Source organism: Rhizobium sp. 57MFTsu3.2 (assembly GCF_012932765.1).
Taxonomy (GTDB): Bacteria; Pseudomonadota; Alphaproteobacteria; order Rhizobiales; family Rhizobiaceae; genus Rhizobium; species Rhizobium altiplani.
In genome coordinates, this window is record NZ_JDWI01000041.1 from 21,317 (window position 1) to 44,230 (window position 22,914).

Genomic DNA, 22,914 nt, shown 5'->3' on the forward strand with positions numbered 1-22,914 from the left:
AGCTGCCATGTGACGGACGTCGTTTTCGGTCCCGCACGACCGACGAGCAGCGCCGGCGTCTGTGGGCAGGCGCTATGACTGGTTGTCTCAGGTGGCAGGGGCCACGGGCTCCGTGGTTTTCAGCGCATCGACAATCTGCTCAGTGGTTACGATCGCGCTCGCATAGTTCGGCATATTGATCACCAGCGCCGCGTGCATCATCTCGTCGGAGTAGTCGGCGACGGCGTCCTTCACGACTGTCACGTCGTATCCAAGCTCTGCCGCGAAACGCACGGTCGCCTCGATGCAGGTGTGTGCGATCAGCCCGATGACAATGAGTTTGTGAATGCCCTGCCTCTTGAGCTGCAGATCGAGATCGGTGTTGGCAAAGCCGCTGGAGCACCAATGCTCCGAGGCGACAATCTCGCGGGACGCGGGTACAAACTCGGCCTTGAACTCTCCGCCCCAGGTCCCGTATTCAAAACTCCTACGGCTCCACGCAAGCTTTTGAATAGGCGCAATGTACTTCCAGTTCTTGTAGTCGCCTTCGCGGTACCTGTGGTGCATGGCAAAGAAGACGGGAATCTTGACCTGTCGTGCCGTACTGAGGATTTGCTCCATGTGCGGCACGCAATTGTTGGCTTCGGCGACTTCCTTGATGCGTGGCCAGATCTTGCCGCCTTCAGAGATGAAGTCGTTGTACGGGTCGACCACCAGAAGACCGGTGATGCCGCGCTCGTAGGACAGATGCATAATTATCGGCTCCTTTGGGCTTCAGGCTGCTTTCGACGGCTGTTGGCTGCGAAGCGCGTGGCGCTCGATGCTGGCTGCGAACAGTGGCGTCTCGCCCTTGTTATGGGCGATCGACATCGGCTGGCGCTGCGTGCGGAAGATCTCGAAAGGAATGCCCTGCCGGTCGAGAGAGGCGAGCATGTCCGGGGTCGCGAAGGACTGAACCCGGTTGGTAAATTCGCAGTGATATTTGTCGATTGCCTTGACGCTTAGTTCCCAGGTCACGTGAATGGCTACCCGGCCCGTCGGCGTGAACACATCAGAGTCGGAATCAAGGATCAGATGATCCTTTTCGCCGAGCGTTTCGACGTAGTGCTGCACCATCAGGCTGCCGCCGATCGTTTCGACGTTGATCGACATGCGCGTACCGTCTGGAGCGGTAGTGAAGCCAGCAGCGATATGGGCGGGCGAACAGCCCTGGTATTCCTTTTCGGGCAGCGTGAAGCACCACGTCGGGATGTCGATCTTCTCGATCGACGCGTTGATGATGGCCGTGAAGCTGGAATCGACGATCTGCTTGTCTGACATTGTCTTTCTCCTTCATCCAATGGGTGGGAATTTTGCGGCACCAGGGAACGCCGCAGACGCCGTCACATCGATTTGCGGAGCGGCTTGAAGGCGGCGCGCAGATCGGCCGTGAGAAGCATCGGCTGCTCCCAGGCTGCGAAATGGCCGCCCTTGGGAGGCCGGTTGTAGAAGATGAGCTTCGGGTATGCCTTCTCGGCCCAGCTCTGGGGAGCCTGGTAAATCTCGTCCGGGAAGGCACTGACCGCGACCGATATCTTGATGCCGCGCGGATCGAAGAAACCACCCGAAGGGAAGTGCGCGTTATCCCAGTACAGGCGGGCGGAAGAGATCGCCGTATTGGTCAGCCAGTAGAGCGTGATATTGTCGAGGATATCGTCCTTCGTCAGGCCTTCCGTTTTGCCGTCGAAGACGCGAGCGATCATGTCATAGCTGCGGATGTCATGGTCAAGCATCCATGAGGCAAGACCGATCGGTGAGTCGACGATGCCGTAAAGCGTCTGCGGGCGGTTGTTCATCTCGATGGCGTAGCCAAGACCATTCTTGTAGAAATCGTCGAGCTGGTCCCACGCGCGCTTTTCATCAGGCGTGAGGTTGGCAGGCGGCGTGCCGGCTGACAGCGCCTTGGATATGTCGGCGGGAACGGTTGCTGCCATGTTGGTATGGATGCCGAGCAATCCCGGAGGCTCTTGCACAGCCATCAGCTCGGTAACGGCGTTGCCCCAGTCGCCGCCCTGCGCGACGTATTTTGGGTAGCCGAGGCGCTGCATCAGTACAGCCCATGCCTTGGCAATGCGGGGAGGGCTCCATCCGGGCTCTGTCGGTTTGCCGGAGAAGCCGTAACCCGGAAGCGATGGGATGACGACGTGGAAGGCGTCGTCGGCGCTGCCGCCGTGCGCGGTCGGATCGGTCAGGGGCTCGATGATTTTTAGCTGTTCGATGATGGAACCGGGCCATCCATGGGTGACAAGGATCGGCAGGGCATTTGCGTGCTTAGATTTCACATGGATGAAGTGAAAGTCCAACCCTTCGATCTTCGTGGTGAACTGCGGGTAGGAGTTCAGTTTCGTTTCGATTTTGCGCCAGTCGTAGTGCTTGGCCCAGTGGTCGGCGAGCTTCCTGATGGTAGCGAGCTGGACGCCCTGCGAGTGATCCTCGACCGTTTCCCGGTCAGGCCACCTGGTCGCCGCGACCCGCCGGGCAAGATCGGATAGCTCCGCATCCTTAGCCGAGAATCGAAATGGTTTGATCGCGTTTGGATCGCCACTCGCGGCAAACGCTTCAGGAAGCACGCCCAATGCACTGATTGATGCTGCCACTGCGAGAAGTGTACGGCGCGAAACCGCCGGTTGGTTATGGGACATGAGAGCCTCCTGGAGTTAGTTTGCTGGCGAGTAACAAGTCACCAAAGAGGAAATGCAGCCATTGAACTAAGGTATCGGCGACACCTTCGTATAGTGGAATCGAGAGCACGTTTGGATGTTCGTATTCAGCTCTGTCCGCTATGGTTCCGATCGATGCAGCCAACCTGAGAACATCGTCGCTCCGGTTTGGCCATTGGCTAGTGGATCGCGGTTACCGTCGTCTGGCTTCGCTTCAGGTACTGCGCGAACGAGGGTTTTCAGCGCACGGTGTTACCCAATACCAAGGTGTTGCCAATACCAACGTGCAAGTGCGCTTCCTGGCAATCGTCGGCATACTTTCCTAATGCAGCCGGTTTCGCTGCGTAACGGCAAAGGAAGGAGCCGACAGATGAAGATCCTGATGGTTTTCACATCGCATGACATACTCGGAAGCACCGGCCGCAAGACGGGCTTCTGGCTCGAGGAAGGCGCAGCACCATATTACGTCTTTCGCGACGCCGGCATCGATCTGACGCTCGCCTCGCCGAAGGGCGGTCAACCGCCAGTCGACCCGAAGAGCGATCTGCCCGAAAACCAGACCGCCGCGATGGCTCGCTTCAAGAAAGATCCGGACGCGCAGCAGGTGTTCGCGACGACGAAAAAGCTGAAGGATATGCGGTCGGACGATTTCGACGCGGTCTTCTATCCTGGCGGCCACGGGCCGATGTGGGATCTTGCCGAGGATCCGGACTCAATCACCTTGATCGAATCCTTCTATAACGCCGGAAAGCCTGTCGCGGCGGTGTGCCACGCGCCTGGCGTCTTGCATCGCGTGACCTACAAGGGGGAGCCGATCGTCAAGGGAAAGCGCGTCACAGGGTTCACCAACACCGAGGAGGAGGAGGTTCAACTGACCAACGTCGTGCCATTCCTTGTTGAGGATGAACTGAAACGGCTCGGCGGACTTTTCGAGAAGAAAGACAACTGGCAACCCTTTGCCATCACCGACGGTCGGCTCATCACCGGCCAGAACCCTGCCTCGTCCACCTCAGGTGCGCAGGCCCTCGTCAAGCTTCTGAAAGGCGCAACGGAGCAGACAAGTTCCACGGCTGCGTAACTGGCCATGCGAACTGCGTAACGACAAATCTGCGGTCGCAATTCCAGCCGTTGTGACCGCTCGCAGCCCTGCGCCTTGCCTCGGCGTCGCCAGCCGGCAAATTCATTAGCTCCGCTACGGCTGCCAGGCCTCAGTTCCTCACGCCGAAGGATTACACGCTGATCATGATCGACTATCAGTCGCAGATGGCTTTTGCGACGAAGAGCATCGATGCCGTCAATCTTCGGAACAACGCAGATCTCGTCGCCCATGGAGCCAAGGGTTTCGGCGTTTCCACCAGTCTGACCACCATGGCTTATGATTGTCCGAAGCAAGTTCTCCGTCTTTGAACCTCGACGTTGAGCGAGGGAACTTTAATGCAGGCAGGCAGTTCTGGTGGCGCAAATCGATATCTAACGGCGATATCCGCGAAATGTTGTGGCTGGTCTCAGCCGCGCCTCAACCTCGATACGAGCAAGCCCACATCGAAATGTTTCAGTTAAAGTAGCAGGAATCACTCGCCTGTCCCATTATGAAGATCAGTCGATGATGTATGCGAGTAGGGAGATCACCGATGGTCATTTCGTGGGTTGAAGTGAAAGATCGGATGCAGCAGGGTTATCGATATCCTCTGACCGCGCCCACGGGCCAAGACTTCCACCAGGGCTTTGCACCGGAACTGACACCTGCGGAGATGCTAAGGCTAGGTGTATTCGGGGGCAAATACATGACCGATTGCGCGGACGAATTCCCCAAAGAATGGTTCGCCGCGGCCAAGATTTCATCCTGGTATGATCCGAGTTTGAATTTTTTCGGAGTGGGTGCCAGCCAACCACTTAGCGTCTGGCGAGCCAAAGGCTGGATATATCCGGACGATCCCCGCGGGTGGTTTCAATGGTACTGCCGCTATTTCCTAGGCCGCAGGTTACCCGGCGAGGATGAACGCCAGATTGGGCGTTGGAAGTCTATGAAGCGACATGCATCGCAGCTACGGCGCCACTGCGAGCCCCACGACTGGTTCTGCCGTCCTCGGCAGCGACAGGCACTACTTCAGTGGGCTTATGATAGCCGAGCCCTATGAACGCGCCCGATCCTGCGCCGAGGACGTGGCTGCGACCTTACCGAAAGCTGGCTGGCCTTTCGGCACTGCGGCGGCGAGAGGACATGACCTCCGTTAGTCAGCAACCACCATTTCGCTGATATCGGGGGAGCGCCATCTTCTCGCCGTATCCGCCTCGGCTGCCAGAACTGCATGAACAATGCGAGCGCGCCGCGCCCATGGCGCCAGCGGTGCCACGATGTCAGTACACTCGCCCTTGAGGAAATAGGGTGGGATTACCAGAATGCTCGCGCGACCCGGTGTCTTCGGCGTCAGGAAGCAGGTGCTGACGCTGTGTAAGCACCCGATTGGCACCGCCTGCCGGATAGGGCCGCAATGGCCTAAGACACGTGTTTAACGACGTCGTTAGCGACGTGTCTTGGGTGAGGTATGTGATGCGTGTCGAGATTCTTGGGCAGGAACGTCGGCGCCGGTGGCGCGACGAACAGAAGCTCGAGATTGTCCTGTCGGTTGGGATCGACGGAGCGACGGTTACGGAGGTTGCGCAGCGACACGATGTGACGCGGCAGCAGATTTACACCTGGCGTAGTGAGCTGAAGAAGCAGGGACGGTTGCCGTCTTCCGCGAATGCGGTGTTTGTCCCGGTGGACATGAACGCCGTGCAGACCGAGGTCTGCGGAGACCGTCAAGACCCGCCTGGGATGATCGAGCTGCAGTTGAACTTCGGTCGCTGCCTTCGCTTCGACAGTGGCGTCGATGCCACCGTCCTGGCAAGGCTCATCCGGGCGGTTGAGGCGGCATGATCGGACCAGGGACCGGCGTGCGGGTGTACCTGGCCTGCGGGATCACGGACATGCGCAAAGGAATAGAGGGCCTGTCTGCGCTTGCGCAGGATGTATTGCGCCAGAAGCCGACAGGCGGCGCGGTCTTTGCCTTTCGCGGCAGACGTGGCGACCGTTTGAAGCTTCTTTATTTTGATGGCCAGGGCTTCTGCCTGTACTACAAAATTTTGCAGAAGGGGCGGTTTCCATGGCCTTCAGCGGCAGATGGAACAGCCCGGCTGACAGCGGCGCAAATGGCCATGCTTTGGGAAGGGATCGATTGGCGACGTCCGAACTGGGGCGCCCCGCCGGCGCGTGTCGGTTGAATTTATCTCACTGAATCTGCTTGTTTTTATGGATACTCGCCCTGACCTGTGGTAGTCAGGTTCATGTCGAGCGCGACCCAAAATCTTCCCGATGATCCGGCCTTCCTGAAGGCAATGATCGCCGCCTTGCTGGCGGAAAATACGAAGATGTCGGCGACGTTGCAGGTGCATGACCAGTTGATCCAGTCACTGCGGCTGCGCATCGCCAAGCTGAAGAAACAGGTCTTCGGCAAGTCCTCGGAAAAGATCGAACGAGAAATCCAGCAGCTGGAATTGGCGCTGGAAGATCTTTTAATCGCCGCGGCCGAGAGCAGCACCAAGCCGCTCGCTGAGGGAGATGAGGCCGTGCCTGCCGCACCTGTGGCAAGCACGCCCGAAAGGATTATGCGCCGTCGTCCGCGGGTATCGGAAACGGCGGTTCGTGAGCGTAGAGAACTCGATCCTGGCACCTGCTGCCCCGATTGCGGTGGTGAACTGCGCCTCGTTGGCGAAGACGTAAGCGAAATCCTCGACATGATCGCCGCGCAGATGAAGGTCATCGAGGTCGCTCGATTGAAGAAGTCCTGCCGTTGCTGCGAGAAGATGGTGCAGTTGCCGGCACCCAGCCGCCCGATACCGGGCAGCATGGCGGGCGCCGGTCTTCTGGCTTACATCCTGGTCTCGAAGTTCGATGACCATCTGCCATTGTATCGCCTGAACGAGATTTTTGCTCGCATGGGCGCCGATATCCCCGATAGCACACTGGTCGATTGGTGTGGTCGTGCCATGCAAGTGCTTCAGCTGCTGATCGAGCGGATTGAGGCCGCGATCATGGGTAGTGATCTCCTCCATGCCGACGATACCCCGGTCCGGGTGCTGGATCGCTCGCTACGAGACAAGGGGTTAGGCAAAGGCGTGAAGAAGGGCAGGATCTGGACGTATGTTCGAGATCAGCGTCCATGGGCGGGCGCAGCCCCGCCTGGTGCGGTCTACTATTTTGCTCCCGACTGGAAGGAAGAGCACGTCCACCGTCACCTCAAGCAGGCAAGTGGCATCCTTCAGGCAGACGGCTACAAAGGCTACGGAAAACTATACGAACCCAATACGGACGGAAAACGGCGCTTCCGTGAGGCGGCCTGCTGGGCGCATTGGCGACGTGACTTTCATGATATCTGGACCTCGAGCAAATCCGAGATCACGCGCGAAGCTCTCGACCGTATCGGCGCGCTTTACGACATCGAACGCGACATTGCCGGTCAGCCGGCCGATGTCCGCCTTGCCGCGCGTCAGAAGCTTAGCAAGCCAAAGGTAGAAGCATTGCGTGTCTGGGCCGAGGCGCAATTGTCCCGTGTTCCGGGCAAGAGCGATTTGGCTCAAGCTTTCCGATATGGCCTGAGCAGGTGGTCCTCGTTCTGCCTATTCTTGGACGACGGTCGTGTCGCCATCGACAACAATGCCGCTGAGCGAGCCCTGCAATTGGCTCTTCGCAGGCGCTGACACGGGAGCAGAGACCCTGGCGCGTGCCATGACGATCATCGAAACGGCCAAGATGAATGGCCTAGATCCGCAGGCCTATCTGGCCGATCTCCTCGACCGCATCCACGATCACAAGATCAATCGGCTCGACGAACTGCTTCCCTGGAACTGGACACCGGTCGTCACCGTCTGCGCCGAGGCTGCCTGATGGCAACGATCACCTACGTCTTCACAATCAACCATGTCGCCGAAATGCTTGGCGAAGACCTGCAACTCCTTCAGGTGATCGTCAGAAACTCCGACAATCTGACCTATGGAAATATCATCAGCGTCGTAACCGGTGACGATGAGGCAATTACCGCACTGACCGACGATGGCATCGATGAGCTTAACCAGATGCTCTCAGCTGCGCGCCGTTCGCCCGAAGCCTGGAACGAATTCCTCGACAGCTTTGTCGACGACGAAGAACTCATCGCTCGCGTCAAGGCAAAATCTCCGCGGTAGCAATCGGCCGGTTACGACGCTGTTGCATGTCGGCCCTTCTCAGAAGCAGGAAGACAAGGGGCAGCATGCCGAGGTCCATACCGCCCATCTTCCGCCCGATTGTCGGCGCTGTAGTCTGGCTCATAGAACATAACGGTAGCAGCGCACGGATCTTGCTTTAATGTTTCGAGGACACCCGATGGCCCTGAGAACACTGACACTCTTCGCGGGTGCGCTCGCCGGTCTAGTTCTGTTTGCCGCGTTGGAAGGCAAGGTTAGGGCCGAGCCGCAGCCGGCGCTTGCCGAGCAGGCCAGCCCGAAAAATGCCTACGCGGTTCCTGTGCGCCGGGCTGTCCATATTTCTCGGCAGGGAGCCAGTTCGTTCTCGACACTGTTTGAGACTGTGGGAGGTAATCAATCAAGGGTACTGCGCGAGATGGGCGGCGTCTCGATCGTGATGAACAACGATATAGCGGACGCAGTTGAGGCCTATTACGGCAATCCGAAAGCAAAACTTATCTGGGTCGATGGCAGAGGTCCCACCGCCAAGGCAGTGCAGGCGATGAACCTGTTGAAGCAGGCGGATGATTGGGGCCTGAGCACCAGTGACTATGCGGTCGCCACGACGTTTGAGACGGTTCCGCGGGGCTCGCCCGAATACGCGAAGTCTTTGGCCCTATTTGAAGCGTCGCTGTCCGGCGAGTTGTTGATGTTTCTGCAGGATAACTACCGCGGGCGGATCGATCCCAACCAGCTCTCCAACTACTATGACTTCAAGCGGAAGCAAGTTGATCTGAAGGCGGCCATCGACCAATTGTCTGCCCATCCGGATCTGATGCCGGTCGTCGACCGGCTTATGCCGAGCAATCCGAAGTTCGCCCAGCTTGCAGCGGAACTTCATTGGCTGCGATCGTCGGGTCAGGGAGGCGATAGCGCCGCCAACATTGATAAGGTCATTGTTGCGATGGAGGAAATCCGTTGGCTGCCTCAGGAGTTTCCTGATCGCTATGTCTTCATCAATCAACCAGCTTACATGGCGTATTACTATGAGCAGGGTCAGTTGGCACTTTCGATGAAGGCCGTAATCGGGCAACAGGATCATCAGACGAACTTCTTCGATGCTTCGATCAAGACTGTTCAGTTCAATCCCGACTGGGGCGTGCCGCAATCGATCATTCGCAACGAGATGCTACCGCATCTGAAGCGCGACCCCGCATATCTCGACAGGGAAGGTTACAAGGTTTCTGTAAATGGAAAGCCGATGTCCTCCGCGAAGGTCGATTGGGCCCAGCCTCTCGAGAACATCTCCGTTGTTCAGCCGCCGGGGCCGGACAATGCACTCGGACAGCTAAAGATACTGTTCCCGAACCCTCACGACATATACATGCACGATACTCCGGCGCGCGGAAAGTTCGCCGCGCAGGATCGAATGTTCAGTCACGGATGCGTACGGTTGGAAAACCCACGCGCAATGGCGGCTGCGGTTCTGAAAACATCCGTTGAATTTGTTGCACAACAGATAGCCGATGGGGAAAAGAAGGAGATGCCGGCACCGGAAGAAGTTCCGGTATATGTCTCATACTTTACAGCATGGCCAACTGCAGACGGCGTCGTGCACTATTTCGATGACATTTACGGTCGTGATGCAGAGACGCTCGCCGCGATATCGATGACGACCTCAAGCCGCAATCAATCCTGAGCGCCCAAACAACGCAGGGCGTCTACGACATCTTCAAGTCAGCCGCGCAAGACTTCGTTGGCTGCCCGGATACCACTTTCCCAGGCACCATGCGCCGTTGAGAAATCCGAGATGTGGGTGGCCTCGCCCGCAAAGAACAGTCGATCATCGACTGGGCGCGCCAATATGTTGCGGGCATCGGAGTGATTTGGGAGCGCATGACTGTAGGAACCGCGTATCCAATCGGTACGACACCACGAAGTCGCGGCCAGTGGCCGCAGATGCCGTCGTATGCCGCTACCCAGCAGGGACGACAACTGTTCAATCGCGAAAGCGAACGCATCCAGCAGCCCCGCACGCTCAATGACCAGGGCACCTGCGCCTCCGAAGAAGCCCTCGATAATCGGTCGGCCAAGCGGACGGATATAGTAGCTGCCAGTTTCGGCGTTGCGGGGATCGCCGAGAAGATGGGTCTCGGGCTCGAGGCCATGGTTCCCGTGCAGTTCGAGGAATAGCTTGTCTGCCAGGCCAAGCGGCAATTGGCTTGATGCGTGAAGATGATCGTCAACTGCCGCATCGAACGCGATCATACCGTTGGCAAGGACGTTGGTCGACGACGTAATCACAGCCTTCTGGGCGCTGATCGCACCGCGGTCGGTCTCCAGCTGGACTCCACGATCGGACAGCGCGATACGGCGCACAGGTGTCGAGGGTCGCAATGCAACATCAGGAATGCTCGAAGAAATCAGAGTGCCGTAGCCTTCGTGAACCCGCCAATTGGCATCTGATGCGGCATTGTCGTATGCAAGGAAGTCTTTGATCGACAGCCGCTCGAGCGGTGTCCCATTCATGTATCCGCTTGTCGCGTCGCAATAGGCATTCCATTCCGCGTTTGCCGGCAGCGCATCGGAAGCACGGTCGCTTGGTTGGCGATCGCTGCGAATGCGGGTTTGGAATGCGTCCCACGCTGCTTCCGCCGCCTTCTGATCTTCCGGCGTGAAGCCCAAATCGCGCCACTGCCGTCGCCATGCCGTCGGGCCGCTTTCGATGGTAAGCCCGGCAGCACGAGCCATCTCGACGAGTGGATTGCGTTCGGCCGAATGAAGCCAACCACAACCCATGTCGAGCGGCATTCCGCTGATCTCAATTGTCCAGGCGCGACCGCCGATGCGGTCACTCGCTTCCAGGAGGATGACCGAGGAGCCGGCGCTGGACAGGGTCCGTGCCGCCGCAATTCCAGCAGCGCCGGCACCGACAATCGCTACGTCGTAATCCATGGTCGCCGCTCCGCCTTGAGGCGCTCGTCGCTCGTCTTTGACTGGTTCTACAAGGGAATCGATCCCTCTTCAACGCGCGCTAAAGACTGCTACTATTCGGGGCATGACATTCTTCGAAACACTCGTTGCACTGCTTGCTGTCGCAATCCTGCTATTGCAGGTAACCAGACGAATGCGGCTGCCGTATCCCGGCATCCTCGCCGCAGCCGGCGTTGCCGTCGCAGTGTTGCCGGGTGCGCCAGATATACCCATCGACCCTCCAACCGCCCTTGCATTGTTCATCGCCCCCGTACTTGTCGATTCCGCCTACGACTTCCCGCTCGGCGCGGCGCGGCGCATGCTGGTGCCGCTGTTCGTCTACGCGGTTGTGGCAGTGCTGTTCACGGTTGGAGTCGTGGTGTCGATCAGTGCACTTACCGTCGGGTTGCCCATCGCGGTGGCAGTGACTCTCGGTGCGATCGTCGCACCGCCGGATGCAGCTGCGGCCACCGCGGTCCTGTCCAATCTGCCGGTCGACCGCCGGGTCGACGCACTTCTCAAAGGCGAAAGCCTGTTCAACGATGCTACGGCGCTGCTGCTGTTCAGCGCGGCTTTGACCATCCAGGCGAGGGGTGGGTTCGATACTGAAACCGTAGCGCGGATGGCTTTTGCGGCGCCGGGCGGAGTTTTGTTCGGAATTGCCTTCGGGTTTCTGGTTTCACGACTTCGTCCCGTCACCGACAATACGGTTGGCGGCACGCTGCTTCAGTTCGTCTATGCATTCGCGACGTGGCTGATTGCCGAGCGTCTGCACCTCTCTGCCGTGCTGGCAACAGTGGCAAGTGCGATGACACTCGCTACCCTTGCCAAGGTCGACGATCCTCCGCGCATGCGGGTCCACTCGTTTGCCGTCTGGACGACCGTGGTCTTCTTGTTGAACGTGGTTGCCTTTCTGCTGATGGGACTGCAGGCCCGCCGCATTGTTGGCGCCATGTCGGCGGCCGAGCTGGAGAGGGCGATCGGGTTCGCTGCGATCGTCGTCGTAGGCGTTATTGCGTCGCGCTTGGCGATTGCATTCTTTTTTCACGCGGTTGTTGGCTATCGGCATCGGCGCGGTCATGAACTCGCACCCTTTGAACATGGTGAAACGCTGCTGGTTGGGTGGTCGGGTATGCGCGGACTGGTTACCCTTGCCACCGCGTTCGTGTTGCCCGCGGACTTCCCCGAACGAGACCTCGTGGTTTTGACGGCCTTCTCGGTCGTGCTCGCAACACTGGTCATCCAGGGCGCAACTCTCGCGCCCATGATCCGCCTCCTGAAGCTCGGGAGGGAGGACAAGTCGAGGCAGGAAATCCACATGGCACGCAAGTCTCTTGCCCAGGCTGCCCTTGGCCGCCTTGAAGGCGAGAAGGGCCCGGAGGTCGAGGCCATCAGACTAGCCTATCGAGAAATCTGCGAGAGTGGCCCTGGGTCTTTGCCAGCACGCCGTCGTGATCTGGCCCTTGCCGCTGTACTGGCGCAACGCAAACGCCTCGACGAACTGCGCGACGCGGATCGTGTCGGTCCTAGCCAGTATCTTGAACTGCAGGAGGATCTCGACTGGAAGCAGCTTGCCGTGGCTTTGGACGAGGAGCGGCGAATTACCGAGAGTTAGGTGCGCACCAAGAGCGGCTCGCGCCTGGATGAACTCCATTTCCTGGTCCTGATGAAGGACAAGATCCTCGAAATTCAGAGAGTTCTCAGGAGGGTCGAGGTTGGATCATCAGTGGAATGTTTGTCTGGCTAGCCCAAGCGCCTCGCTCCTTGGGCAGCGTTTGCCTGGCGCTCGACTCCGATCATTTCAGGCTGCATTTGTGATCGACATCAAGGCTGGGGAATTCTTTCTGTTGATGCTTCCAACGGTCGTAGCCGTCACCTTTGGCATAAGCTTGACTTTCGACCGTCCGCCAATCCCGCGCATATCGGACGGCAAAACCCTCCACCCCCCATTCCCGGAATTGGTCGACATGCGTCAACTCATGGGCCCACGCACAGGGACTCGCGGCTACACGCGGGTCTCTGAACACAACGACATCGATTAGGGTAACTGCATCTGCAAAACCGCCATGCTCCAGCAAGTAGGCAAGGCTGAAGGAGCTGTCGTTATTGATTTTGTATCTGACGCGATTCATTGAGTCTTCGCTGGCATAGCCGGTCAACTGACGGCGAATGTGTGCAGGTATCGGCAAAGCCTTGTGGATGGCCTCATCGCGGCTCGCAGTGATTACGCTCGCGAGTATCGGGCCGCTCAGAGCATGTGCCTGAAGCTCGTTGAGAGCGTCGACCACACTTTCATTTGCGATGATGACGAAGCTATTGTCCCTGCGGTCAGCCTGATAATGAGCAACGGCGGATGATCCGTCGAGCATCAGACTAACGGCAACGATGACAGACAGGACCCAGATAGTCGCGCGGCGTCGGTTCATCGCAGTAATTTCTTCTCATCGGTAAGACATGATAGTCCTGTGGATCATCCGCGGCTACTGCGTTGAATTCTCCTATGGATCGCCGAGCCTCGGTCACCCGTATGGGTTTCTCCTCTCATTCCCAGCATGGCGCAATCTAAGATAGCAAGCGAGAACGAGCTATCGATGAAACTCGTCTGATATCAGTGTTATGAATAAAAAACTTGGCGGAAGAGGTGGGATTCGAACCCACGGTACGGTCTCCCGCACGCCGGTTTTCAAGACCGGTTCCTTAAACCACTCGGACACTCTTCCATGCAGTTGATTTGAAGCGGGCTCGAAACCCGCGCACCTGCGGTTGCCTGACGCCATCAGCTCAGGCTATGCAGCGTTTAAAGCCGTTCGGCGGCAGCGTCAACTGGTTCTGTACGGTACCCGAAGGGCCGCGGAGGGGAGAAGCTCCCCGTTGCTGAAACGCCCAGCCGGGCTGAACCGACTGCGTTATTCAGAATCTTAAATTAGTGAATTATTAACCATATTAATTAGAATTGTCCCTATCTTGGCGAAATGCTTCGCAAATTTGCCATGAAGGCCGCATGATTAAAGTCTCGTTAGGTTGGTGGGATTAGGGGTGTCTTGCCCGGATCGGGCAGATTTCTTAACCATAACGGTCTTGAGCGGCGTGGGACATATGAAACGAGAGTACGGGGCGGCGTCATTCGCAACGGGAATGCGATGGGTAGGGCTGTCGCTGATCTGCGCAACGGTTACGGCTTGCGGTTCCTCGCCTACGCCCACAAAGCGCACTCACGGCAAGGAGTATTTCTCGGAGAAGGAATACGGCGTCAAGGCCAGCCCCCGTGTTGCCACCGGCAACAACATCCCGAAGGGCGGCGGCCGCTATATGGTCGGGGACCCCTACGTGGTGAAGGGGAGGTGGTACTACCCGAAGGAAGATTTCTCCTACAACAAGGTTGGTGTTGCGTCGTGGTACGGCTCGGCCTTTCATGGCCGTTTGACGGCGAACGGCGAAGTCTATGACCAGATGCACCTTTCCGCCGCGCATCCAACGTTTCCGCTGCCGAGCTATGCACGCGTGACGAATACGGAAAACGGCGCGTCCATTATCGTGCGTGTCAACGATCGTGGTCCGTATCACGAAGGGCGCATTATCGACCTGTCCAATAAGACGGCGGATATGCTTGACCTGCAGCACAGTGGTACCGGAAACGTCCGCGTCCAGTATGTGGGGCGTGCCCGGATGGATGGGCATGATATGCCTTATCTGATGGCCTCCTATGTGCCGAAGGGCAGCCGCATTCCGGGCATCAACCCGGGTGGCGGGCAGATTGCCACCGGTGTCATGGTCGCCTCCAACAGCAAGCGCATAACCGCAGACCAGCTCCAGAGCTTCGGCGGTTTCGCGCCCGAGCCGGAGAATGTTCCTGTGCCGGTCTCGGCGACGTCCTATGCCGGCTCGACTCCGAGCGCGCGCTACAATGCTGCGCCTGTCCCGACGCCGATGCCGTCACCGTCTTTTGGCGGCGTCGCGCCGCTGGCGGAGCCGGCGGCCGCTCAGATGATCGTCCTCCCGGAATTTGGTCCTTTCCCATATGAACGCCCCTATGGAGGGCAGCGCTCTCTCGCAATGGGGTATCAGGAAGAGGGCGCCAAAACTGTTACCGTCGAACTCGCTTTCGACGCCGTGATGGTTCGCAACGACGGCCTCACGCAGGACTCGATCCTGGCATCCGTCAAGCGTCAAAAGACAGCCGCCGCGCGCGGCGAGTAACGGCGGCCATTGCGTCGGTCCAGGTCCGTTGTTAGCATCGTCGAGCTCGACCGAGCTGTGGGGTTTTTCGGTGTTCAAGCGTTTCGTTGGCCTCTGTGTTTGCCTTCTGCCTTTCGCAACGGTTGCCGCTGCCGCGAGCGGTGATGCCAACGCTTCATTCGTGACCAAGGCGGCCCAAGCCTACATGGTCGAGGCATCTACCCGGACCGTGCTTCTTGCCAAGAACGAGAATCAGACCTTCTCGCCGGCGTCACTCGCGAAGCTGATGACGGTGGATCTCGTCTTCGACGCCCTTTCGAAGAACCAGATCACCCTCGACACGCAGTATCCGGTTTCGGAATACGCCTGGCGAACTGGGGGGGCGCCGTCGCGCACGGCAACGATGTTTGCCGCGCTCAAGTCGAACGTCCGCGTCGAGGATCTGATCAAAGGCATTGCCATTCAGGGCGCCAACGACAGCTGCATCGTTCTCGCTGAAGGCATGAGCGGCAGTGAGCCGGCCTTTGCGGCTGCCATGACGCGGCGTGCTAAAACGCTCGGTATGGAGCGGTCCATCTTCGGGAATTCGACCGGGCTGCCTGACGGCAAAAGCAGGACGACGGCGCTCGACATGGTGACGTTGGCGGCGGAACTGCAAATGTCCTATCCGAACCTCTATTCCTATTTTGCGCAGCCTGATTTCGAGTGGAACAGGATTTTCCAGCGCAACCGCAATCCTTTGCTTGGTTTCGGCATGGGTGTTGATGGCCTGGCGACCGGCTTTGCCGAGGGAGAGGGCTATTCCATCGTCGCCTCCGCCGAACGCGATGGCCGGCGGCTCTTCATGGCCCTGGGCGGCATTGCCTCCGACAAGGAGCGCACCGAAGAGGCCAAGCGCGTGCTCGAATGGGGGCTGACCGCCTTCGAAAGCCGTCAGATTTTCGCCGACGCCGAGGTGATCGGCGAAGCAAGCGTCTACGGTGGAACCTCGCGAAGCGTTGATCTCGTCGCAAAGACGCCCGTGAGTGTCTATGTACCGATCAGCAATCCCGAGCGACTGTCGGCGCGCATCGTCTACCATTGGCCGTTGATGGCTCCCGTGGAGGCCGGCCATGAAATAGGGACGCTGCGCATCTTCGCGGGCGGTCGCCTGTTGCGTGAGGTACCCCTTTATACGAAGGAGACCGTGGAGGTTGGCTCTTTGAGCAGCCGTGCCGTCGACGCGCTGATGGAACTCGGCGAGACGCTGTTGTTCTCCTGGCTGTGGGATAAGCCCGAACCCACCTGATCGCCGAATTCGCTATTCAGGGTGAGAGTTACCGTCGAGCGGTTTCGCTTTTCGCTGCCTTCCGTTAAATGTACGGCAGTGGTGCGGGTGACCGCCGTAATGCAGGAATTAGTCATTGCCATCCGGTACTGGGTTGTTTGTAACGTTTGAAGGCGGGGAGGGCGCGGGCAAGTCGACGCAGATCCGCCGCCTTGCTGAGTCTCTCCGTGCCCGCGGTCATGACGTGCTTTTGACACGGGAGCCGGGCGGTTCTCCGGGCGCCGAGGCTGTGCGTCACGTGCTTCTGTCGGGTGCTGCCGAAGCCTTTGGAACCCGCATGGAGGCAATCCTCTTCGCAGCGGCACGCAATGATCACGTCGAGGAAGTCATCCGGCCGGCTTTGATGACCGGCAAGGTGGTCCTTTGCGATCGCTTCATGGATTCGTCGCGGGTCTATCAAGGCGTGACCGGGAATCTTGAGTCGGAATTCATCGAGGCGCTGCAGCGCGTCGCGGTCAATGGTATCGTTCCCGACTGCACGCTTGTCTTCGATCTGCCGGCGCTGGCGGGTCTCGAGCGCGCCCGGAGGCGAGGCGCTGCTGGCGACGTCGCCCCGGACCGTTTCGAGAAGGAGGAGCTCGAAACCCACGAGAAGCGCCGAGAAGCGTTTCTCGATATCGCCGCCCGGGAGCCTGACCGTTGCCACGTCATCGATGCGACGCGGTCCGAAGAGGTCATTGCCGCCGAGGTTCTGGAGACCGTCTGGCGGCAACTGCCGCATGCGACAGCGACCAAGTTAGCGGAAGCAACTCATGAACGATGAACGACCGGGATTGCTTGACGGTGCCATCTGGCCAGCCGAAAACATGAAGCTATTCGGCCATGATGACGCCGAGGCCTTCCTCGCGCAGTCGTATCGGTCGGGCAAGGGCCACCATGCGATCCTGATCGAGGGACCGCCGGGCGTCGGCAAGGCAACGCTTGCCTTCCGCTTCGCCAATCATGTCCTGACGCATCCGGATCCGGCCAGCGCGCCGGATCGGTTGGAGGATCCGGATCCGGCCTCTCCTGTCAGCCGCCAGATCGCCTCGGGCGCCTCGCATAACCTGCTGCACCTGGCGCGGCCCGTCGATGAAAAGACGGGGAAGATGAAATCCGCAATCACGGTCGATGAGGTCAGGCGGGCAGGGCGCTTCTTCTCGCAGACGTCGGGCACCGGCAATTGGCGCATTGTCATCATCGATCCTGCCGATGACATGAACCGCAATGCCGCGAATGCGATCCTGAAAATCCTCGAGGAGCCGCCGAAACGCGCACTGTTCCTGCTTATCTCCCATGCGCCCGGCAAGCTGCTTCCAACCATTCGTTCGCGCTGCCTGCCGCTGAAGCTCGCGCCGCTTGACGACAGTGCTCTCGGTGCGGCGCTCGCCCATCTCGGTATCGAGGCCAACCGCGACTTGCTTGCGGCGGCAAATGGCAGCGTAGGCGAGGCGCTGAAGCTGGTGAACTACGGCGGCAGCGATATCATCGCTGCTTACAACGATGTATTGGGTGCGCAGGGGGCATCTGCCCGCAGGGCTATGCATCGGCTGGCGGATGCGCTTTCCGGGAAGGACAGTGACACAATCTTTGAATTTTTCACCGGCCACGTCGGCGAGGACTTGATGCAGAAGGCACGGGCTGCGGCGATGGCAGGGCAGGTGGCTGCCGCGGAGAGGCTGGCCCGCCTGCATTCAGACATTGGCGAGCGGCTGACCGTTTCGGATGCCTACAATCTGGATCGCAAGCAGACGATCCTCAGCATCCTTGGAGATATCAAGCAGCCCGGCCCCTGATCAGGTTGCCAGCAGCTTCCATGCGACGACGGCAAGCGTCAGCGCCAGCACGATGCGGATTGTCCGTTCGTGGAGCTTAGGTGCGATCAGGCTGCCCGCGATAATCCCGGGGATCGAGCCGACCAGCAGGGCAAACAGCATTCCCCAGTTGATCTCGCCTATCACCCAGTAGCCCATCCCGCCGATCAGTGTCAGCGGGACGGCGTGAACGATATCGGAGCCAACAATTTCGCGAACATCGAGGCGCGGGTAGAGGACCAGCAGTACCGTCACGCCGAGCGCCCCTGCGCCCACCGACGTCAGCGTCACGAGGGTGCCTAGCACCAGCCCGAGGACCATTGTCCAGATGGCGATCGTGAGCGGCTTGGGCGGAGAGCGCTCTCCAATCGAGCGAAGCGCGAGCGCGAGGACTTGCTTGCGAAAGACCAGCATAAACGCGGTCATGACAAGCAACCAACCAAGGGCCATTGTAATCGTGTGGGCGACCTCGACGCTCCTACGATCGACTCCCGCCATCAGCCAGAGCGTCAGCAGGGCGGCCGGGACGCTTCCGGCAGCCAGGCAGCCTACAATGCGCCAATTCACCCTGCCATGCATGCCGTGAACTGCTGTTCCGGCTGTCTTGGTCACAGCTGCGTAGAGCAGATCGGTTCCGACGGCTGTCGCTGGATGAACCCCGAAGAGAAGTACCAGCAACGGCGTCATCAGCGACCCGCCACCGACACCCGTAATGCCGACCAAGGCGCCGACAAGAAGCCCGGAGAGGGAATAGAGGGGATTGAAGCTGAAAAGGTCGGTCAAATAGGAGACCTCGAGCCCTGCGCGTGAATGGTGCTGCCGAGTGCTGAATATGTCACGTCGCTGATGCCCGCCCTTTGAATTTTCTTTGGGTAGAATGCGCCCAGAATCGAGTCAAGTGCAGCACGCCGGCGAACGGCAAATCGCCTGCTTTCGAAACTTGCTGTTTCGCTTCGCCATGACTTGCGCTAAGAGCGGCTGACAAATTTTATAGAGTAAGCCGGACACGAATGGCCGCCATGACAGAGAAGACACCGTTTTACATCACCACCGCGATTTCATACCCGAACGGCAAGCCGCACATCGGCCATGCCTACGAGCTGATTGCGACGGACGCAATGGCGCGCTACCAGCGCCTCGACGGCAAGGATGTCTTCTTCCTGACGGGTACCGACGAGCACGGCCAGAAGATGCAGCAGACGGCCCGAGCCGAGGGTATGTCGGCCCAGGAGCTTGCAGATCGCAATTCCAGTGCGTTCCAGTCGATGGGGCAGCTCCTCAACGCCTCGAACGACGACTTCATTCGCACGACGCAGGAGCGTCACCACGAGACGTCGCAGAACATCTGGAACCTGATGGCTGACAATGGCGACATCTACAAGGATTCTTATGCCGGCTGGTACTCGGTTCGCGACGAAGCCTACTATCAGGGAAGCGAGACGGAGCTGCGCGCCGATGGCGTGCGCTACGGACCGCAAGGCACGCCTGTCGAATGGGTAGAAGAGGCCAGCTACTTCTTCAAGCTTTCCGAATATCAGGACAAGCTGCTCGCGCACTACGAAGCCAACCCTGACTTCATCGGGCCTGCCGAGCGGCGCAACGAGGTCATCTCCTTCGTCAAGTCGGGACTGAAGGATCTCTCGATTTCACGCACGACCTTCGATTGGGGCATCAAGGTGCCGAACGACCCTGATCACGTCATGTATGTCTGGGTCGATGCCCTGACCAACTACATTACGGCGACCGGGTACATCGAGGATCGCAACGGTCCCCGCGCCAAGTACTGGCCGGCGGACGTTCATATCATCGGCAAGGACATCATCCGCTTCCACGCGGTCTACTGGCCGGCCTTCCTGATGTCCGCCAAGCTGCCGCTTCCCAAGCGCGTCTTCGCGCACGGCTTCCTGCTCAACAAGGGCGAGAAGATGTCGAAGTCGCTCGGCAACGTCGTCGATCCCGTCAATCTGGTGAACCATTTCGGCCTCGACCAGGTGCGCTATTTCTTCCTCCGCGAAGTCTCCTTCGGTCAGGACGGCAGCTACAGCGAAGAGGCGATCGGCACGCGCATCAACTCCGACCTTGCCAACGGCATCGGAAACCTTGCCAGCCGCTCGCTGTCGATGATCGTCAAGAACTGCGACGGCAAGGTCCCGGAATGCGGTCCGCTGACGGACGAGGACAAGACCATGCTGGCGCAGGCCGACGCGCTGCTCGCGTCGACGCGTGACGACATGAACAAGCAGCTGATCCATCGCGCGCTCGCGTCGATCATCGCTGTCGTTTCCGAGACCGACCGCTACTTCGCCGGCCAGGAGCCCTGGGCGCTGAAGAAGACCGATCCGGCACGCATGGGCACCGTGCTCTACGTCACGGCCGAGGTCGTCCGCCAGATTGCCATCCTGTTGCAGCCTTTCGTGCCTGAATCGGCCGGCAAGCTGCTTGATCTGGTTGCGGCTCCTGCCGACAAGCGCGACTTCGCGGCGCTCGGCGAAGCCGGCCGCCTCATCGCAGGCACGGCGCTCGAAGCGCCGAAGCCAGTGTTCCCGCGCTACGTCGCGCCGGAAGCGTGAGGACCTCATGCTGATCGATACGCATTGCCATCTGGATTTCGCCGACTTCGAGGAGCAGCGGGACGAGATCGTCAAGCGCGCCCACGACGCGGGTGTCAAGCAGATGGTGACGATCTCGACGCGGGTGCGCAAGCTGGACGCGCTGCTGGCCATCACCGAGAAATATCCGTCTGTTTTCTGTTCCGTCGGCACGCATCCGAATAATGCGGGCGATGAGCTCGATATCCAGACGGAAGATCTCGTGCGTCTGGCCAATGCCCACGAGAAGATTGTCGCGATCGGCGAGGCCGGCCTTGACTATTTCTACGATACGCAAAAGCCGGAGGACCAGCAGACCGGGCTGCGGCGCCACATTGACGCTTCGCGCGAGACGCAGCTGCCGCTCGTAATCCATAGCCGCAGCGCCGACGGAGACATGGCTGCGATCCTGACAGAGGAAATGGGGAAGGGGGCGTTTCCCTTTATCCTCCATTGCTTCTCGTCTGGCGCTGAACTCGCAAGGATCGGCGTCGACCTGGGCGGCTACGTGTCCTTCTCCGGTATCCTGACCTTCCCGAAGTCGGAGGAACTTCGTGATATCGCCAAAACGGTGCCGCAGGATCGGCTTCTTGTCGAGACCGACGCGCCCTACCTTGCGCCAAAGCGCTGGCGCGGCAAGCGCAACGAACCGTCCTATGTCGTGAACACGGCCGAGGTTCTGGCCGAGACGCTCGGCCTCAGCCATGCCGAGATGGCGCGGATCACCACCGAAAACGCATTCCGCATTTTCTCAAAGATGCCGAGGATCTGACAGCGTGGGCTACAGGCGGCGTTTCACCATTCTCGGCTGTTCGTCGTCGCCCGGCGTTCCACGCATCACTGGCGATTGGGGTGCCTGCGACCCGACCAATCCGAAGAATCGCCGCACCCGCGCGGCGTTCATGGTCCAGCAATATGATGACAACGGCGGCGTCACGACCGTTGTCATCGATACCGGGCCGGATTTTCGCGAGCAGATGATCGCGGCCCGCGTCACTCACATCGACGCCGTCCTCTATACTCATGCCCATGCCGACCACATCCATGGCCTCGACGATCTGCGTGGCTATTTCTATGGCGCGCAGCAGCGGGTTCCGATTCACGCCACGCGTGAGACGATGGACCGCATTCGACAAGGGTTCGGCTACTGCCTTGAAACGCCGCCCGGCAGCAACTATCCGCCGATCGTCGAAGCAAAGGTCATCGGAAGCCTCGACGTCCCGGTGCGGATCAGCGGCGGGGGCGGAACGATCTCGATCCGACCGCACCTGCAGCAGCATGGCGACATATACTCGCTTGGCATTCGCGTTGGCGACGTCGCTTATTGCAGTGATATCAGTGACTTTCCGCCTGAAACTGTCGAAAAACTTCAAGAGCTCGACGTCCTCATCATCGATGCCTTGCAATATCGCTATCATCCGAGCCATCTGTCGCTCGAGCAATCGCTCGACTGGATTAAGCGCCTGAAGCCGAAACGGGCGATCCTGACCCATATGCATACGCCGCTCGACTATGACACGGTCATGGCCGAAACGCCCGATCATGTGGTTCCGGCTTATGATCAGATGAGCTTCGATATCGAACTGGTCGAACTGGAAAGCGGCTGACGACCTGCATGATGTCGCGCGGCGTAATGATCGCAGTTTGCCTGTTGTTGAGGTGTCGCGGTTTTTGTTGTTTCGCTGGCGCTGAAAGCGCGAAGTGATTTAATCGGCACATCAGCATCCAGCGATAAGCGCCGAAAGAAAAAGCGATTTGGCGATGTTGGCGTACGGCTGATAGTTATGAGCTCCTTCGCAGATCTAGATACGCAATGGTTCCATAATCTATCTTATCCGATCAATGGCTGTAAGAGGGGTACATTCTATCTCGAACTGCAACAAAGGCGTAAGCTGCCTGCTTTTCGGGGGCCATAGTTTGATCCGTACCTTTTCCCATTTGAGTTTTGACGAACGCCGATCGATTTCCAGGATGTTGGATCAGAAGTTTAGCCAGTCTGAGATCGCCAGACGCCTCGGCCGGGACCGTGCGACCATCTCCCGGGAGATCAAACGCAACTACTGGCACGATCAGGAATTCCCCGATGCCGAGGGCTACTGGGCGATGACCGCCAACGACATGGCGCGCGACAGGCGCCGGCGGATCGGCAAGCTCTTTCGTCGCGAGGATCTGCGGAA

The 22,914-nt window shown here is 59.2% G+C and carries 21 protein-coding genes, 1 tRNA gene and 2 pseudogenes; 17 read left to right on the forward strand and 7 right to left on the reverse strand.

The window, feature by feature from the left end; genetic code table 11:
• Nucleotides 1–87 precede the first annotated feature (87 nt).
• The 3 genes from AF71_RS28455 to AF71_RS28465 form a co-directional block, all read right to left on the reverse strand.
• A complete protein-coding gene (locus AF71_RS28455; RefSeq protein WP_169684040.1) occupies nucleotides 88–735 on the reverse strand; it encodes an isochorismatase family cysteine hydrolase in 648 nt (215 codons plus the stop codon).
• 18 nt (nucleotides 736–753) lie between these two features.
• Nucleotides 754–1,299 carry a hypothetical protein gene (locus AF71_RS28460; protein WP_169684022.1) on the reverse strand — a complete coding sequence of 182 codons (546 nt, stop codon included), beginning with the start codon at nucleotides 1,297–1,299 and terminating at the stop codon, nucleotides 754–756.
• Between the two features lie 62 nt (nucleotides 1,300–1,361).
• Complete coding sequence (locus AF71_RS28465; RefSeq protein ID WP_169684024.1) at nucleotides 1,362–2,660, reverse strand: epoxide hydrolase; 1,299 nt, start codon at nucleotides 2,658–2,660, stop codon at nucleotides 1,362–1,364.
• Between the two features lie 388 nt (nucleotides 2,661–3,048).
• Here AF71_RS28465 and AF71_RS28470 point away from each other — a divergent pair, with 388 nt between their 5' ends.
• The 8 genes and pseudogenes from AF71_RS28470 (at nucleotide 3,049) to AF71_RS28500 (ending at nucleotide 9,579) form a co-directional block, all read left to right on the forward strand.
• Nucleotides 3,049–3,756: a type 1 glutamine amidotransferase domain-containing protein gene (locus tag AF71_RS28470; RefSeq protein ID WP_018855073.1), complete on the forward strand. Its 708-nt coding sequence runs from the start codon at nucleotides 3,049–3,051 to the stop codon at nucleotides 3,754–3,756.
• A 164-nt stretch (nucleotides 3,757–3,920) separates the two neighbouring features.
• Nucleotides 3,921–4,052: pseudogene (locus AF71_RS28475) on the forward strand (hydrolase); the annotation flags it as partial.
• 257 nt (nucleotides 4,053–4,309) lie between these two features.
• Entirely contained in the window at nucleotides 4,310–4,816 is a 507-nt protein-coding gene (locus AF71_RS31960) for a hypothetical protein (RefSeq protein WP_018855071.1), read from the forward strand.
• A gap of 413 nt (nucleotides 4,817–5,229) precedes the next feature.
• Nucleotides 5,230–5,598 (forward strand): transposase, encoded by a 369-nt coding sequence (locus AF71_RS28480; RefSeq protein WP_112645087.1) that lies wholly within the window; start codon nucleotides 5,230–5,232, stop codon nucleotides 5,596–5,598.
• Nucleotides 5,595–5,942, forward strand: coding sequence for an IS66 family insertion sequence element accessory protein TnpB (gene tnpB / locus AF71_RS28485; protein ID WP_113113709.1), 348 nt, complete (start codon nucleotides 5,595–5,597; stop codon nucleotides 5,940–5,942). The genes AF71_RS28480 and tnpB overlap by 4 nt, the downstream gene beginning before the upstream one ends.
• A gap of 63 nt (nucleotides 5,943–6,005) precedes the next feature.
• Nucleotides 6,006–7,605 (forward strand): annotated as a pseudogene (locus tag AF71_RS28490) (IS66 family transposase).
• Entirely contained in the window at nucleotides 7,605–7,901 is a 297-nt protein-coding gene (locus AF71_RS28495; protein WP_169684026.1) for a hypothetical protein, read from the forward strand. The pseudogene AF71_RS28490 and the gene AF71_RS28495 overlap by 1 nt, the downstream one beginning before the upstream one ends.
• A 178-nt stretch (nucleotides 7,902–8,079) precedes the next feature.
• Nucleotides 8,080–9,579: a L,D-transpeptidase family protein gene (locus tag AF71_RS28500; RefSeq protein WP_169684027.1), complete on the forward strand. Its 1,500-nt coding sequence runs from the start codon at nucleotides 8,080–8,082 to the stop codon at nucleotides 9,577–9,579.
• 38 nt (nucleotides 9,580–9,617) lie between these two features.
• Here the strand turns inward: AF71_RS28500 and AF71_RS28505 are convergent, their stop codons facing one another.
• On the reverse strand, nucleotides 9,618–10,835 hold the full coding sequence (locus AF71_RS28505; RefSeq protein WP_018855068.1) for an NAD(P)/FAD-dependent oxidoreductase: 1,218 nt from the start codon (nucleotides 10,833–10,835) through the stop codon (nucleotides 9,618–9,620).
• A 103-nt stretch (nucleotides 10,836–10,938) separates the two neighbouring features.
• Between AF71_RS28505 and AF71_RS28510 the strand changes: the two genes are divergently transcribed.
• Nucleotides 10,939–12,468: a cation:proton antiporter gene (locus tag AF71_RS28510; protein ID WP_169684029.1), complete on the forward strand. Its 1,530-nt coding sequence runs from the start codon at nucleotides 10,939–10,941 to the stop codon at nucleotides 12,466–12,468.
• 181 nt (nucleotides 12,469–12,649) lie between these two features.
• Here AF71_RS28510 and AF71_RS28515 read toward each other — a convergent pair whose 3' ends face one another.
• Together AF71_RS28515 and AF71_RS28520 are read right to left on the reverse strand one after the other, a co-directional pair.
• Nucleotides 12,650–13,279 (reverse strand): DUF4157 domain-containing protein, encoded by a 630-nt coding sequence (locus tag AF71_RS28515; protein ID WP_246733851.1) that lies wholly within the window; start codon nucleotides 13,277–13,279, stop codon nucleotides 12,650–12,652.
• 204 nt (nucleotides 13,280–13,483) lie between these two features.
• Nucleotides 13,484–13,573, reverse strand: a tRNA-Ser gene (locus AF71_RS28520).
• 376 nt (nucleotides 13,574–13,949) lie between these two features.
• Here AF71_RS28520 and AF71_RS28525 point away from each other — a divergent pair.
• The 4 genes from AF71_RS28525 (at nucleotide 13,950) to AF71_RS28540 (ending at nucleotide 18,131) form a co-directional block, all read left to right on the forward strand.
• Nucleotides 13,950–15,050 carry a septal ring lytic transglycosylase RlpA family protein gene (locus AF71_RS28525; protein ID WP_169684032.1) on the forward strand — a complete coding sequence of 367 codons (1,101 nt, stop codon included), beginning with the start codon at nucleotides 13,950–13,952 and terminating at the stop codon, nucleotides 15,048–15,050.
• 70 nt (nucleotides 15,051–15,120) lie between these two features.
• A complete protein-coding gene (locus tag AF71_RS28530) occupies nucleotides 15,121–16,317 on the forward strand; it encodes a D-alanyl-D-alanine carboxypeptidase family protein (protein WP_169684033.1) in 1,197 nt (398 codons plus the stop codon).
• Nucleotides 16,318–16,432: 115 nt separating this feature from the next.
• Nucleotides 16,433–17,119, forward strand: coding sequence for a dTMP kinase (gene tmk / locus AF71_RS28535; RefSeq protein ID WP_026371504.1), 687 nt, complete (start codon nucleotides 16,433–16,435; stop codon nucleotides 17,117–17,119).
• Nucleotides 17,109–18,131 carry a DNA polymerase III subunit delta' gene (locus AF71_RS28540; protein ID WP_169684035.1) on the forward strand — a complete coding sequence of 341 codons (1,023 nt, stop codon included), beginning with the start codon at nucleotides 17,109–17,111 and terminating at the stop codon, nucleotides 18,129–18,131. The genes tmk and AF71_RS28540 overlap by 11 nt, the downstream gene beginning before the upstream one ends.
• Here AF71_RS28540 and AF71_RS28545 read toward each other — a convergent pair whose 3' ends face one another.
• Nucleotides 18,132–18,932 (reverse strand): sulfite exporter TauE/SafE family protein, encoded by an 801-nt coding sequence (locus tag AF71_RS28545; RefSeq protein WP_018855060.1) that lies wholly within the window; start codon nucleotides 18,930–18,932, stop codon nucleotides 18,132–18,134.
• A 236-nt stretch (nucleotides 18,933–19,168) separates the two neighbouring features.
• Here AF71_RS28545 and metG point away from each other — a divergent pair, with 236 nt between their 5' ends.
• The 4 genes from metG to AF71_RS28565 all read left to right on the forward strand — a co-directional run.
• Complete coding sequence (metG, locus tag AF71_RS28550; RefSeq protein WP_026371503.1) at nucleotides 19,169–20,719, forward strand: methionine--tRNA ligase; 1,551 nt, start codon at nucleotides 19,169–19,171, stop codon at nucleotides 20,717–20,719.
• 7 nt (nucleotides 20,720–20,726) lie between these two features.
• On the forward strand, nucleotides 20,727–21,509 hold the full coding sequence (locus AF71_RS28555; protein WP_113472155.1) for a TatD family hydrolase: 783 nt from the start codon (nucleotides 20,727–20,729) through the stop codon (nucleotides 21,507–21,509).
• Nucleotides 21,510–21,513: 4 nt separating this feature from the next.
• Nucleotides 21,514–22,344 carry an MBL fold metallo-hydrolase gene (locus tag AF71_RS28560; RefSeq protein ID WP_169684036.1) on the forward strand — a complete coding sequence of 277 codons (831 nt, stop codon included), beginning with the start codon at nucleotides 21,514–21,516 and terminating at the stop codon, nucleotides 22,342–22,344.
• 364 nt (nucleotides 22,345–22,708) lie between these two features.
• Nucleotides 22,709–22,914, forward strand: a 206-nt coding sequence (locus AF71_RS28565; RefSeq protein ID WP_246733854.1) for a helix-turn-helix domain-containing protein, incomplete at its 3' end; no start/stop codon positions are given.

Excerpts from the sequence above, each read along its gene's own strand:
- AF71_RS28460 (WP_169684022.1), bottom strand. The coding sequence starts at position 1,299 with ATGTCAGACAAGCAGATCGTCGATTCCAGCTTCACGGCCATCATCAAC.
- AF71_RS28465 (WP_169684024.1), bottom strand. The coding sequence starts at position 2,660 with ATGTCCCATAACCAACCGGCGGTTTCGCGCCGTACACTTCTCGCAGTG.
- AF71_RS28470 (WP_018855073.1), top strand. The coding sequence starts at position 3,049 with ATGAAGATCCTGATGGTTTTCACATCGCATGACATACTCGGAAGCACC.
- AF71_RS31960 (WP_018855071.1), top strand. The coding sequence starts at position 4,310 with ATGGTCATTTCGTGGGTTGAAGTGAAAGATCGGATGCAGCAGGGTTAT.
- AF71_RS28480 (WP_112645087.1), top strand. The coding sequence starts at position 5,230 with ATGCGTGTCGAGATTCTTGGGCAGGAACGTCGGCGCCGGTGGCGCGAC.
- tnpB (WP_113113709.1), top strand. The coding sequence starts at position 5,595 with ATGATCGGACCAGGGACCGGCGTGCGGGTGTACCTGGCCTGCGGGATC.
- AF71_RS28495 (WP_169684026.1), top strand. The coding sequence starts at position 7,605 with ATGGCAACGATCACCTACGTCTTCACAATCAACCATGTCGCCGAAATG.
- AF71_RS28500 (WP_169684027.1), top strand. The coding sequence starts at position 8,080 with ATGGCCCTGAGAACACTGACACTCTTCGCGGGTGCGCTCGCCGGTCTA.
- AF71_RS28505 (WP_018855068.1), bottom strand. The coding sequence starts at position 10,835 with ATGGATTACGACGTAGCGATTGTCGGTGCCGGCGCTGCTGGAATTGCG.
- AF71_RS28510 (WP_169684029.1), top strand. The coding sequence starts at position 10,939 with ATGACATTCTTCGAAACACTCGTTGCACTGCTTGCTGTCGCAATCCTG.
- AF71_RS28515 (WP_246733851.1), bottom strand. The coding sequence starts at position 13,279 with ATGAACCGACGCCGCGCGACTATCTGGGTCCTGTCTGTCATCGTTGCC.
- AF71_RS28525 (WP_169684032.1), top strand. The coding sequence starts at position 13,950 with ATGAAACGAGAGTACGGGGCGGCGTCATTCGCAACGGGAATGCGATGG.
- AF71_RS28540 (WP_169684035.1), top strand. The coding sequence starts at position 17,109 with ATGAACGATGAACGACCGGGATTGCTTGACGGTGCCATCTGGCCAGCC.
- metG (WP_026371503.1), top strand. The coding sequence starts at position 19,169 with ATGACAGAGAAGACACCGTTTTACATCACCACCGCGATTTCATACCCG.
- AF71_RS28555 (WP_113472155.1), top strand. The coding sequence starts at position 20,727 with ATGCTGATCGATACGCATTGCCATCTGGATTTCGCCGACTTCGAGGAG.